This is a genomic window from Lentzea sp. JNUCC 0626 (genome assembly GCF_043632865.1).
Lineage (GTDB): Bacteria > Actinomycetota > Actinomycetes > Mycobacteriales > Pseudonocardiaceae > Lentzea.
The window spans coordinates 3,193,717-3,208,409 of sequence record NZ_CP171635.1 but is presented as its reverse complement, the minus strand read 5'-3'; the positions used below and the strand labels follow the sequence as shown (position 1 = coordinate 3,208,409).

Genomic DNA, 14,693 nt, shown 5'->3' with positions numbered 1-14,693 from the left:
GTGTCCAACGAGGACCGGCTGGTCGAGTACCTGCGGCGGGTGACCGCCGACCTGCAGCGGACGCGCACGCGCCTGCAGGAGATCGAGTCCGGCGAACCGGAGCCGATCGCCGTCGTCGGCATGAGCTGCCGCTACCCCGGTGGGGTCGCCTCGCCGGACGATCTGTGGGAGCTGGTGCGGGACGGCCGTGACGCCATCACGTCGTTCCCCGCCGACCGAGGGTGGGACCTCGCCGCCCTGACCCAGGACCCCGAGGGACGCGGCGCGAGCTACACCGCCGCCGGCGGGTTCCTCGACGACGTCGCCGGTTTCGACGCGGAGTTCTTCGGCATCTCGCCCCGGGCCGCGCTGGCGATGGATCCGCAGCAGCGGCTGTTGCTGGAGTCGTCGTGGGCGCTGTTCGAGGACGCCGGCATCGACCCGGTGAGCCTCCGCGGCGGGCGGACCGGTGTGTTCGTCGGCGCGTCCTCGTCGGGGTACGCGACCGGCTTCCCGGTCGCCCCGGAAGGACTCGAAGGCCACCTGCTGACCGGGAACGCGGGCAGCGTGATCTCCGGGCGGCTCGCGTACCAGTTCGGGCTGGAAGGTCCCGCGGTCACGGTCGACACGGCGTGTTCGTCGTCGTTGGTGGCGTTGCACCTGGCCGCGCAGGCGTTGCGGGCGGGGGAGTGCTCGCTCGCACTCGCGGGCGGCGTGATGGTGCTCGCTTCGCCGACGTTGTTCGTCGAGTTCAGCCGGCAGCGCGGGCTCGCGGCGGACGGGCGCTGCAAGTCGTTCGCGGCGGCCGCGGACGGCACCGGCTGGGCGGAGGGCGTCGGGCTGGTCCTGCTGGAGAAGCTGGCCGACGCGCAGCGCAACGGCCACGAGATCCTGGCGGTCGTCCGCGGTTCCGCGGTCAACCAGGACGGCGCGAGCAGCGGGCTGACCGCGCCCAACGGCCCTTCGCAGCAACGGGTGATCCGCGACGCTCTCGCCGGTGCCCGCCTCGCACCGTCCGATGTGGACGTGGTCGAGGCGCACGGCACGGGAACCCGGCTCGGCGACCCGATCGAGGCGCAGGCCGTGCTCGCCACGTACGGCGGCGAGCGGCCCGAACCGCTGTGGCTCGGTTCGCTGAAGTCGAACATCGGGCACGCGCAGTCCGCCGCCGGTGTCGGTGGCGTGATCAAGATGATCCAGGCGCTGCGGCACGGTGTGCTGCCGAGGACGCTGCACGTCGACGAGCCGACGCCGCACGTCGACTGGGCGGCGGGCAACGTCCGGCTGCTCACGGAGGCGACGCCGTGGCCGGAGACCGGCCGGCCGCGCCGTGCCGGTGTGTCGTCGTTCGGGATGAGCGGCACGAACGCGCACGTGATCCTGGAGCAGGCTCCGGCCGCCGAGCGCTCCGCGGCACCTGTCCTGCCTGTCGTGCCGGTGCTTCTCTCCGCCCGCACAGCGTCCGCGCTGCGCGAGCAGGCGGAGCTGCTGTCCACTGTGGAGCACGAGCTTCCGGAGCTGGCGGCCGCGATGGCCACGCGCGGCGGGTTGGAGCATCGCGCCGCAGTCGTCGCCGCGGATCGCGGCGCGCTGCTGACCGCGCTGCGCGAGTTCGACGTCATTCAGGGGCAGCCTGGCGGGAAGACCGCTTTCCTGTTCTCCGGTCAGGGTTCGCAGCGGGCCGGCATGGGTCGCGAGCTGTCCGAGGCGTTCCCGGCTTACGCGTCGGCGTTCGACGAGGTCTGCGCACACCTGGACCCGCGGCTGAAGGACGTGCTGGGTTCATCGGAGCTGGACCGCACGGAGTTCGCGCAGCAGGCGATCTTCGCGCTCGAAGTGGCTTTGTTCCGGTTGCTGGAGTCGTGGGGTGTCCGGCCCGACTTCGTCCTGGGCCACTCGGTGGGAGAGGTCGCGGCCGCTCACGTCGCCGGGATCCTGACCCTCGGGGACGCGGCCGCGTTGGTGACCGCGCGCGGGCGGCTCATGGAGGCGTTGCCGGAGGGCGGCGCCATGATCGCCGTGCAGGCCGGTGAGGATGATGTTCTGCCGTTGCCGGACGGGATTTCGCTGGCGGCGGTGAACGGGCCGTCGTCGGTGGTGTTGTCCGGTGAGGCGGACGCCGTTGCCGCGGTGGCCTCTCGGTTCGCGAAGACGAAGCGGCTCAACACGAGCCACGCGTTCCACTCGGCGTTGATGGAACCGATGCTGGCCGAGTTCGCGGCGGCGATCAGCGGGCTGACCTTCGCCGCACCCGTGCTGCCGATCTTGTCCACCGTGGAGGAAGCAGCGTCGTGGGACGCGGACTACTGGGTCCGCCAGGTGCGGCAACCGGTCCGGTTCCACGACGGCGTCGAACGGCTGCGCGCCCAGGGCGTCACGGTCTTCGCCGAGCTCGGCCCCGTCGCGGTGCTCACCCCGCTCGCCGACGGCGCCGTTCCGTTGCTGCGGGCCGGCAAACCCGAAGTCGAGACGCTGATCCGCGGTTTGAGCACGCTGCACGTCCGCGGCACCTCCGTCGACTGGCCGGCGTTCTTCGGCGGCACCCGGCGACTTTCCCTGCCGCACTACCCGTTCGAGCACGAGCGGTTCTGGCTCGCCGCGCCCGCCGCGACCGGTGACGTCGGCGCCGCCGGACTCACCCACCTCGACCACTCGCTGCTGGGCGCCGCGCTGGCTCTCGCCGACGGGGACGGGTTCCTCTGCACCGGCGTCCTCTCGCCGCGCTCGCACCCGTGGCTCGCTGATCACGTCGTGCTCGGCTCGACGCTGGTTCCCGGCACGGCCTTCGTCGAACTGGCCCTGCGCGCGGCGGAACAGGCCGGGTGCGACCGGATCGACGAGCTCACCCTGGAAGCACCGCTGACGCTGCCCGACGGCGGCGTCGAGATCCAGATCGCCGTCGGCGCCCCCGGCTGGGACGGCGCCCGCAGCCTGCGCGTCCACGCGCGCCCAGCGGGTTCGGCGTTCGACGAGCCGTGGACCCGGCACGCCACTGGCACGGTGTCCGCGGGCAGCCGACCCGCCACCGGATCGGCCGAATGGCCGCCCGCAGGAGCCGAAGTCCTGGACGTCGACGACGTCTACGCGCGGTTCGGCGACCGCGGTTTCGACTACGGCCCGGCGTTCCAGGGCCTGCGCGCCGCCTGGCGACGCGATGCCGAGTTCTTCGCCGAGGTCGAGCTCCCGGACTCCGCCGAACGGTTCGCACTGCACCCCGCGCTGCTCGACAGCGCGTTGCACGTGATGGCGCTCGGCGTGCTGCCCGACACCGGTGTGGGGCGGGTTCCGTTCAGCTGGACCGGGATCACGGTGCCCGTGCGCGGCCGGTCGGCTCTGCGCGTCCGGATGTCGGCCACCGGACCGGACACCGTCACGCTCACGGCCACCGACCAGACCGGGCAGCAGGTCGTCTCCGTCGAGGGACTGACCGTGCGCCCGGTGGCGGTGCCCCGGCAGTCGCTGTTCGCCGTGGACTGGCCGCAGTTGCCCCCTGGCGGCACGGCCGAGAACATCCGGCCGACGATCCTCGCGGTCGACGGCGGCACCGATCCCGAGGCCACGCACGCCGCGACCGCACGGGTGCTGGTCGCTCTGCGGGAGTGGCTCGACTCGGAGCCTGCGCCCGACGAACGGCTCGTGGTCGTCACGAGCGGTGCGGTCGCTGTCGAGGACGAGGTCGTCACCGATCTCGCCGGTGCGGCCGTGGGCGGGCTGGTGCGGGCCGCGCAGGCCGAGCACCCCGACCGGTTCCTGTTGGTGGACACCGACGACGAGGCCGGCCTGACGCGATTCCCGGCGGGGGAGCCGCAGTTCGCGGTTCGCGGCGGGCGCACGTTCGTGCCCAGGTTGACCAGGGCCGCCGCGCTCGCCGGTGGTCCGCTGGACTGGGACACGGTGCTGATCACCGGTGGCACCGGCGCGCTCGGGTCGGCCCTCGCCCGGCACCTGCTGGACCGCGGCACCCGGCGGGTCGTCGTCGCCGGCCGCCGGGGCGGGCCGGCCGAACCCGGCATCGAGGTCGTGGCCTGCGACGTCACCGACCGGGACGCGGTCTCGGCGCTGCTCGGCTCGGTGCCCGGCCTCAGCGCCGTGGTGCACCTGGCCGGTGTGCTCGACGACGGAATGCTCGGCTCGCTGACTCCGGAGCGGCTCGCCACCGTGTTGCGCCCCAAGGTGGACGCGGCCTGGCTGCTGCACGAACTGACCCGCGACGCCGGTCTGTCGGACTTCGTCGTGTTCTCCTCGGTGGCCGGTGTCTTCGGTGCCACCGGGCAGGCGAACTACGCCGCCGCCAACGCCTACCTGGACGCGCTGATGGCGCATCGCCGGGCCGCAGGACTGCCCGGCACGGCGATGGCCTGGGGCGCCTGGGAAACCGGGATGGCCGCGCACACCTCGCGCGGTGGCGTGACGGCACTGTCCGTTGAGGACGGACTCGCGCTGTTCGACGCCGCCTTGGCCGTGGACCGCGCTGTCACCCTGCCGGTCAAGCTGGACCTCGCCGCTTTCCGCGCGGGTCCGGTACCGGCACTGCTGCGCGGCCTCGTGCGGCAGACGGCTCGACGCGCGCCGGCCGGGTCGGCGTTCGGTGAACGGCTGGCATCCGCGAGCGCGGCCGACCGCGAGGCGCTGCTGCTGGAGCTGGTCCGGACCGAGGCCGCGGCCGTGCTGGGCCACGAGAGCGGCGCCCGGATCGACGTGAGCAAGGCGTTCAGCGAGATCGGGTTCGACTCGCTGACCGCGGTCGAGCTGCGCAACCGGCTCGCCGTGGCGACCGGGCTCCGGTTGTCGTCGACGCTGGTGTTCGACCACCCCGGCGCGGCGGCGCTGGCCGCACACCTCGGGGCCGAGCTGCTGGGCACCTCGACTTCCGTCGCTGCGACGACCGTCGTGGCGGCCGACGAGCCCATCGCCATCGTGGGCATGAGCTGCCGGTACCCCGGTGGCGTCACGTCGCCGGAGGACCTGTGGCGGCTGGTGGCGGAAGGTCGAGACGGCGTCGGGGAGTTCCCGTCCGATCGCGGCTGGGACGTCGAGTACGACCCGGACCCCGAGCGGTCCGGCACGACGTACACGCGCGAAGGCGGTTTCCTGTATGACGCGGCGGAGTTCGACGCGGCGTTCTTCGGGATCAGCCCGCGTGAGGCGTTGGCGATGGATCCGCAGCAGCGGTTGCTGCTGGAGTCGTCCTGGGAAGCCTTCGAGAACGCCGGTATCGCTCCCGACTCCCTGCGAGGCAGCCGAACCGGCGTCTTCGCGGGCTTGATGTACCACGACTACGGCGCCCGGCTCACGACCGCGCCCGCCGATGTCGAAGGTTTCCTGGGGATCGGCAACTCCGGCAGCGTCCTTTCCGGACGGATCGCCTACTCGTTCGGGCTGGAGGGCCCTGCGGTCACCGTGGACACGGCGTGTTCGTCGTCGTTGGTGGCGTTGCACCTGGCCGCGCAGGCGTTGCGCGCCGGGGAGTGCTCGTTGGCGCTCGCCGGTGGTGTGACGGTGATGGCGACGCCGGCGACGTTCGTCGAGTTCTCGCGTCAGCGCGGGTTGGCGCCGGATGGCCGGTGCAAGTCGTTCGCCGCTGCCGCCGACGGCACCGGGTGGGGTGAGGGTGTCGGTGTCCTGGTGCTGGAGCGGCTGTCCGACGCCCGGCGCAACGGGCATCGCGTACTGGCCGTGGTGCGCGGCTCCGCGGTGAACTCGGACGGCGCGTCGAACGGCCTGACGGCGCCGAACGGGCCGTCCCAGCAGCGCGTCATCCGGGCGGCCCTGGCGACCGCCGGGCTGACAACGTCCGATGTGGACGCGGTCGAGGCGCACGGCACGGGAACCCGGCTCGGTGACCCGATCGAGGCCCAGGCGGTGCTCGCCACCTACGGCCAGGATCGCGAGACGCCGTTGTGGCTGGGCTCGGTCAAGTCGAACCTCGGCCACACCCAGGCCGCCGCCGGCGTCGCGGGCGTGATCAAGATGGTGCAGGCGCTGCGGCACGGACTGCTGCCCAGGACGCTGCACGTCGACGAGCCGACCCCGCACGTCGACTGGACCGCCGGCGAGGTCCGGCTGCTGACGGAGCCCGTCGCGTGGCCTGCCGGTGACCGGGTCCGCCGAGCCGCGGTGTCGTCGTTCGGGATCAGCGGCACCAACGCTCACGTGCTGCTCGAAGAAGCGCCGGACGTGCCCGTGGTGGCGGCCGAACGCTCGTTGCCCGCGGTGCCGTGGGTGTTGTCGGCCAAAACGCCGGATGCGTTGCGTGAGCAGGCTCGGCGGTTGCTGGTGGCAGCGCCGGACCTGCCGGATGCCGTTGTGGGGCGGGCATTGGCTCATGGGCGTGCGACGCTGGAGCACCGCGCGGCTGTTGTCGGCTCTGATCGTGAGGAACTGCTGCGGGGTCTTGAAGCTCTGGCGTCCGGTGGCGGTCACATCGGACGTGCCGGTGCCGGCAAGGTCGCGTTCCTGTTCACCGGTCAGGGTTCGCAGCGCGCCGGCATGGGCCGTGAGCTGTACGAGGTGTTCCCGGCTTACGCGTCGGCGTTCGACGCGGTGTGTGCGCAGTTGGATCCACGGGTGCGGGAGGTCGTCTTCGAGGGCCGTCCCGAATTGGACGGAACGGAGTTCGCGCAGCAGGGGATCTTCGCCGTCGAGGTGGCGCTGGTCCGGTTGCTGGACTCGTGGGGCATCCGGCCTGGGCTCGTCGCCGGGCACTCGGTCGGTGAGATCGCCGCGGCACACGTTGCCGGGGTGCTGTCGCTGCAGGACGCTGCTTCACTGGTCGGCGCTCGCGGGCGGTTGATGCAGGCGCTGCCCGAGGGTGGCGTGATGACTGCGGTCCAGGCCGGCGAGACCGACGTTCTGCCGCTGCCGGAGGGTGTTTCGCTGGCTGCGGTCAACGGTCCTTCGGCGGTGGTGCTGTCCGGTGAGGCAGATGCGGTTGCCGGGGTGGCTTCGAGGTTCGCGAAGACCAAGCGGCTCAACACCAGTCACGCGTTCCACTCGGCGTTGATGGAGCCGATGCTGGCCGAGTTCGCGTCGGCGATCGATGGGCTCACGTGTGCGGATCCGCTGATTCCATTCGTGTCCACTGTGGATGTTTCGGCTGAGCTGTCGCCGGAGTACTGGGTGCGGCAGGTTCGTGAGCCCGTCCGGTTCGCCGACGCCGTTGAGCGGCTTCGGGAGCAGGGCGTCACCGAGTTCGTCGAGATCGGGCCGGACGGCGTCCTGTCCGCGATGGTCGAGGGCGCGGTTCCCCTGCTGCGGGCAGGGCGTGCGGAGGTGCCCGCGGTGATCGCCGCGCTGGCCAGGTTGCACGTGCGCGGTGTCGAGCCGGACTGGGCCGAGGTGTTCGCGGGCACCGGCTCGGCGCCGGTCGACCTGCCGTCCTACGCCTTCGAGCGCAACCGGTACTGGCTCGACGCGGTTCCGGTCGCGGACGTGACCTCGCTCGGGCAGTCCGCGCCCGGCCATCCGTTGCTGGGTGCCGCTGTCGAACTGCCGGACGGCGGAGCGGTGTTCACCGGCACGCTGTCGGCCACGTCCTGGCTCGCCGAGCACGAGGTGCTGGGTGAGGTGTTGCTGCCCGGCGCCGCGTTCGCGGAGCTGGCGTTGTGCGCGGGGGCCGAGCTGGGGTGCCCGGTCGTCGAGGAGCTCACCCTCGGTGCGCCGCTGGTGTTGCGGGGTCAGGTCGCGCTGCGGGTGACCGTCGGGCCGCCGGCCGAGGGACGGTCGGTGGCCGTTCACTCGCGGTCGTCCGATGACTCCTGGGTTCTGCACGCCACCGGTGTGGTGAGTGCTGCCGAGGTTTCCGTTGACGACCTGACGGAGTGGCCGCCCGCCGGGGCGGAGGCGGTGCCGGTCGAGGACCTGTACGACCGGGCCGCGGAACAGGGATTCGGTTACGGGCCGGCGTTCCAGGGCGTGCGGGCGGCCTGGCGGGACGGCGAGGCCGTGTTCACCGAGGTCGAGCTGCCCGCGGAACGGGTGGCGGAGGCTGAGGGGTACGGGCTTCATCCGGCGTTGCTCGATGCGGCTTTGCACGGTGTCGGGCTGGGGTCGTTCGTTCCCGATGGCGCGTTCGTGCCGTTCTCCTGGGCGGGCTTGTCCCTGGCCGCCGCGGGTGCGGCGTCGTTGCGGGTTCGGATTCGGCCTGCCGGGCAGGGTTCGATCAGCCTGATGCTGGCGGACGCGACCGGCCGGGGCGTCGCGAGCGTGCGAACGCTGGCGTTGCGGCCGGTCGCGGTGGGTCAGGTGGCGGCGCGGCTGGACGCGTTGCACCGGTTGGAGTGGGTGCCGGCGGGGGAGACCGGTGTCCACCCGCTGGCGGTGGCCGGGCTTGCCGATCTCACCACCCCGGTGCCCGCTGTCGTGGCGGTCGAATGGGCTCGGAGCGAGCTGGGTGACGCCGTCACCCGTGCCCTCGAGCTGGTCCAGAGCTGGGTCGCCGACGAGCGGTTCGCTCGTTCCCGCCTGGTTCTCGTCACCCGCGGCGCCGTCGCCACGAGCCGGGGTGAGGACGTCACCGACCTCCCCGCCGCAGCCGCCCGGGGCCTGGTGCGCACCGCCGCCCAGGAGTACCCGGGCCGGTTCGGCCTGGTGGACCTCGGCCACGACGACGAGCTCCGCACCCTGCCCGACGAGCAGGAAGCCGCGGTCCGCAACGGAACCGTCCTCGTGCCGAGGCTGGCTCGAGCCGCCGCCGGTGAGCCCACGAGCATCGCCGACCCCGATGGCACCGTCCTGATCACCGGCGGCACGGGTGCGCTCGGTGCCGCCGTCGCACGGCATCTGGCCGGGCAGGGAGCCGGGCACCTGCTGCTCACCTCACGCCGAGGCCTGGAGGCCAAGGGCGCGAAGGCTCTCGTCGCGGAACTGGAAGCTGCGGGAACCCAGGTCACGGTGGCGGCGTGCGACGTCGCCGATCGCGGCGAGCTCGCCGCGTTGCTCGAGAAGGTCCCGGTCACCGCGGTCGTGCACGCGGCCGGCGTGCTCGACGACGGGGTGATCACCGCTCAGGACCCGGCGCGGCTCGCTGCCGTGCTCGGCCCGAAGGCAGACGCGGCACGACATCTGCACGAGCTGACTCACGGGGTGAATGCGTTCGTGCTGTTCTCGTCGGTGGCCGGGGCATTTGGCAGCGCGGGGCAGGCGGGTTACGCGGCCGCGAACGCCTACCTCGACGCCCTGGCCGCTCATCGGATCGCGAACGGGCTGCCCGCGCGGTCACTCGCCTGGGGACCGTGGCTGGACGGCGGCATGGCGGCCGGGCTCGCGGACGCCGAGCGGCGCGCGATCGAGCGCACCGGGTTGCGGCCGATCGACAGCGAGACCGGCCTGGCCCTGTTCGACGCCGCGCTGGCACACGACGAGCCGGTGCTGTGGCCCGTGCGGCTGGACCACGCGGTGCTGCGCGCCCAGGGCGAGCACCTGCCGGCGATCCTGCGCGGGCTCGTGCGGGTTCCCGTGCGGCGGGCGGCCAGGCGGGTCGCCGAGGACCGCAAGGCGTTGCTCGACCTCGTGCGCGCGGAGTCCGCGGCCGTGCTGGGGCACGCGTCGGCCGCCGCGGTCGAGCCGGACCAGGCTTTCAGCGAGATCGGGTTCGACTCGCTGACCGCCGTGGAGCTGCGCAACCGGCTCGACGCGGCCACCGGGCTCCGGCTCGCGGTCACCGTCGTGTTCGACTACGCGACGCCCGCCGCGCTGGCGGAGCACCTCGAAGCCGAGTTGACCGGCGAACGGGCCGACCGGGCGGTGGCGACGACGCAGGCCGTGGACGAGCCCGTCGCGATCGTCGGCATGAGCTGCCGGTACCCCGGTGGGGTCACGTCGCCGGACGACCTCTGGCGGCTCGTTCTCGACGGGCGTGACGCCATCGGGGAGTTCCCCGCCGACCGAGGCTGGGACGTCGAGTACGACCCGGATCCCGAGCGGTCCGGCACCACCTCCGCACGTGAGGGCGGCTTCCTCTACGACGCGGCGGAGTTCGACGCGGCGTTCTTCGGGATCTCGCCCCGTGAGGCACTTGCCATGGATCCGCAGCAACGGCTTCTGCTGGAAGCGTCGTGGGAGGCGTTTGAAAGTGCGGGAATCGACCCTGGTTCCATGCGCGGAAGCCGCACCGGTGTGTTCGCCGGCCAGATGTACCACGACTACGGTGCCCGGCTGACCGAGGTGCCGGAAGGGGTCGAGGGGTTCGTCGGCATCGGCAACTCCGGCAGTGTCCTCTCCGGACGCGTGGCCTACTCGTTCGGTCTTGAGGGGCCCGCGGTCACCGTCGACACGGCGTGCTCGTCCTCGCTCGTGACCCTGCACCTCGCCGCGCAGGCGCTGCGTGCCGGGGAGTGCTCGCTCGCACTCGCCGGTGGTGTGACCGTGATGGCGACGCCGGCGACGTTCGTCGAGTTCTCCCGTCAGCGCGGCCTGGCACCGGACGGGCGGTGCAAGCCGTTCGCCGCTGCCGCCGACGGCACCGGGTGGTCGGAGGGCGTCGGCGTCCTGGTCCTGGAGAGGTTGTCCGACGCCCAGCGCAACGGTCACCGCGTGTTCGCCGTGGTCAAGGGCTCCGCGATCAACTCCGACGGCGCGTCGAACGGCCTGACCGCGCCGAACGGGCCGTCCCAGCAGCGCGTCATCCGCGCCGCCCTGACGAGCGCCGGGCTCGAACCGTCCGATGTGGACGCTGTCGAGGCGCACGGCACGGGAACCCGTCTCGGCGATCCGATCGAGGCCCAGGCGGTGCTCGCCACCTACGGTCAGGACCGCACGACACCGCTGTGGCTCGGTTCGGTGAAGTCGAATCTCGGCCACACCCAGGCCGCGGCCGGTGTCGCGGGCGTGATCAAGATGGTGCAGGCGCTGCGGCACGGTGTGCTGCCCAGGACGTTGCACGTCGACGAGCCGACCCCGCACGTCGACTGGACATCGGGGGACGTCCGGCTTCTCACCGAACCGGTCGAATGGCCCGCAGGGGTCCGGCGGGCCGCCGTGTCGTCGTTCGGCATCAGCGGTACCAACGCGCACGTCATCCTCGAAGCCGTGGCCGAGCCGGCGGACGCGGAAGTGCCAGCGCATCCGTGCCCGCCCGTCGTTCTCTCGGCCAAGTCGCCGGCCGCGCTGCGTGCGCAGGCGACCCGGTTGCGGGAACACCTGATCAGCCGTCCCGGGCTCGGACTCGCCGCCGTCGCCAGGGCGCTGGTCACCGAACGACCGCAGCACGCTCATCGCGCCGTTGTCGTCGGTGACGTGGACGCGGGGCTGGCGGCGCTCGGCCGTGGTGAGCCCGCTGCCGTGACCGGAGAGGTCGTGCCGGACGGCCGGACCGCGTTCCTCTTCACCGGCCAGGGTTCGCAGCGGCCGGGGATGGGCCGCGAGCTGTACGAGACGTTCCCGGTGTACGCCGAGGCGTTCGACGCCGTCTGCGCGCACCTCGACCCGAGGCTGCGGGCGGTCGTCTTCGACGGTGAGCCGGAGCTGGACACGACCGAGTTCGCGCAGCAGGCGATCTTCGCGCTGCAGGTCGCGTTGTTCCGGTTGCTGGAGTCGTGGGGCGTCGAACCGGACGTCGTGCTGGGCCACTCGGTCGGTGAGATCGCGGCCGCGCACGTCGCCGGGGTGCTGAGCCTGCCGGACGCGGCCACGCTGGTCGCCGCTCGGGGACGGCTCATGCAGGCGCTGCCCGCCGGTGGCGCGATGATCGCCGTGCAGGCGTCCGAAGAGGACGTTCTGCCGTTGCCGAACGGTGTCTCACTCGCCGCGGTCAACGGTCCGGACTCCGTCGTGCTGTCCGGTGCGGAAGAGGCGGTCACCGCCTTCGCGGCGGCCTGGACGACGACGAAGCGGCTCAACACCAGTCACGCGTTCCACTCCGCGCTGATGGAACCGATGCTCGACGAGTTCCGCGTCGTCGTCGAGGGGCTGACCTTCGCCGAGCCGGTGATCTCTCTTCTGTCCACAGTGGAGGACGGCGACCCGGCCACCGCGACGCACTGGGTTCGCCAGGTGCGCGAACCTGTCCGCTTTCACGACGCGCTGCGCGCTGCCGAAGGCGTCACGGACTTCCTGGAGCTGGGCCCGGACGGCGTGCTGACCGCGATGGTCGACGGGGACGTGGAAGCCGTCCCGGTGCTGCGGGCGGGCCGGCCGGAACCAGAGACCCTGATCACCGCACTCGCCAGGGTGCACGTGCGGGGACGCCGGGTCGACTGGGCCGCGGGCTTCGGTTCCGGCGGGCACGTGGACCTGCCGACCTACGCGTTCCAGCGGGAGCGCTTCTGGCTCGCCGCCGCCGCGAAGGCCGGGGACGTCACCGCCGCCGGCCTGGTCGCGACCGGTCACCCGCTGCTCGCCGCGGTCGTCCCGCTGGCAGGGGAGGACGGTGTGCTCGGCACGGCCAGGCTTTCGCCGCGGACACACCCGTGGCTCACCGAGCACACCATCGGCGGCATCGCGGTGCTGCCGGGGACCGCGGTGCTGGAGCTCGTGCTGCGGACCGCGGCCGAGACCGGCTGCGACGTGGTCAGCGAACTGACCCTGGAAGTGCCGCTCGTGGTGCCGGACCAGGGCGTTCAGCTCCAGGTCACCGTTGGTGCCGCGGAGGACGGGGAACGCCCGGTGCGCGTGCACGCTCGTCGTGACGACACCGAACCGTGGACTCGGCACGCCGCGGGCACGGTCACCGAGGGCTCCAAACCCGCGGTGGCCCTGACCGAGTGGCCGCCCAGCGGAGCGGAACCCGTGGCGGTGGACGACGTGTACGACGGGTTCGCCTCGGCGGGGCTCGCCCACGGCCCCGTGTTCCGAGGTCTGCGGGCCGCGTGGGCCCGTGGCGAGGAGCTGTTCGCGGAGATCTCGCTGCCCGAGACCGCCACGGGGTTCCTGCTGCACCCGGCGTTGTTCGACGCGGCGCTCCACACGGCCGCGCTGAGGGGCGACCGCACGGCGCGGCTGCCGTTCTCCTGGGCCGGTGTGCACCTGTCGGCACGAGGTGCGACCAGCCTGCGGGTCCGGCTCACCCCGGCGCCGGAGGGCTTCGCGCTGGCTCTGGCCGACGGGACGGGCGCACCGGTCGGAGTCGTGGACTCGTTGACCCTGCGGCCTTTCTCGGCCGACGCGCTGGGAGTGCGGGACGCGCTGTTCCGCGTCGAGTGGGTGCCGGGCACGGTGTCCGGCGAAGCGCACGACGTCACCTTCCTGCCGGTGCCCGCTGGTGCCGGGGTGCGCGAAACCGTCACGTCGGTGCTGGAAGCCGTCCGGGAGTGGTTGGCGGGCAACGGGGAACGACTGGTCGTGGTGACTCGCGGCGCGGTCTCGACCCGGCCGGGTGAGGACGTGCCGGACCTCGCCGCCGCAGCGGTGTGGGGCCTGGTGCGCTCGGCCCAGGCCGAGCACCCGGACCGGCTGGCGTTGCTCGATCTCGACGACCCCGCCGCGGTTCCCGTCGCTGTCGGAGAACCGCAGGCGGCGATCCGCTCGGGCGAGGTGCTGGTTCCCCGGCTGGCTCGTGTCCGGGTCGGAGAGGACGCGGTTCCGGCGATCTCGGGAACCGTGCTCGTCACCGGTGGCACCGGCGCGCTGGGTGCGGCTGTCGCCCGGCATCTGGCGGCGAACGGCGCGCAGCACCTGGTGCTCGCCAGCCGCCGGGGTGACGCGGCGCCCGGTGCCGCCGAACTGGCCGAGGAGCTGCGTTGTTCCGGCGCGGACGTCACGCTCGCCGCGTGCGACCTCGCCGACCGCGACGCGGTGGCCGCGCTGCTGGCCGCGCATCCCGTGACGTCGGTGGTGCACACCGCCGGCGTGCTCGCCGACGGCGTGGTGGAAACGCTGACGCCGCACCAGGTCGAGACCGTGCTCAAGGCCAAGGCCGACGCGGCCTGGCACCTGCACGAGCTGGCCGGTGACCTCGACGAGTTCATCCTGTTCTCGTCGGCCGCCGGCACGCTCGGCACACCCGGCCAGGCCAACTACGCGGCCGCCAACGCGTTCCTTGACGCACTGGCGGCCCACCGCCGGGCCGCGGGTCTGCCCGCGCAGTCCCTCGCCTGGGGGCTGTGGGCCGAAGGCATGGGAGACGCGGAGAACCGCGGCGCGGTCAAGGCCCTGTCCACAGAGGACGGTCTGGCGCTGCTCGACGCGTCGCGTGCCGATGGTGGCGTGGCGTTGGTCCCGATGCGGCTCGATCTCACGGTGCGGGGCGAGGTGCCCGCGTTGCTGCGCGGCCTCGTCCGGCGGCCGTCGCGGGCGGCCGTGCCGGACCAGCTGGCCCACCGCCTCGCGGCGGTGCCGGAAGCCGACCGTCATGACCTGCTCGTCGGGTTCGTCCGCACCCAGGTGGCCGCCGTGCTCGGGCACGCCGACCCGAGCGCGATCCCCGCCCGGCAGTCGTTCCGCGACCTGGGTTTCGACTCGCTCACCGCGGTCGAGCTGCGCAACCGAATCGGCGCCGCGACCGGGCTGCGGTTGCCCGCGACGCTGGTGTTCAGCTACCCGGACGCGGCCGCGCTCGCCACGCACCTGGAGTCGGAGCTGCACGTCGAACCGGCGGAGCCGGACCTGACCGCGGTGCTCGCCGCGATCGGGGTGGACCGGCTGCGGGCGGCCGGACTGCTCGAACCCCTGCTGCGGCTGGCTGATCCCGGCTCCGCCACCGCCGCACCCGCCGAAGCCTCGATCGACGCCATGGACGTGGACGACCTCGTCTCGCTGGCGCTCGACCCCTCCTGACC

At 73.0% G+C, this 14,693-nt stretch carries 1 protein-coding gene; it reads left to right on the top strand.

Annotation, left to right across the window (positions count from 1 at the left end):
- Positions 1-14,691: an SDR family NAD(P)-dependent oxidoreductase gene (locus JNUCC0626_RS14075; protein ID WP_394620185.1), complete on the top strand. Its 14,691-nt coding sequence runs from the start codon at positions 1-3 to the stop codon at positions 14,689-14,691.
- Positions 14,692-14,693 lie beyond the last annotated feature (2 nt).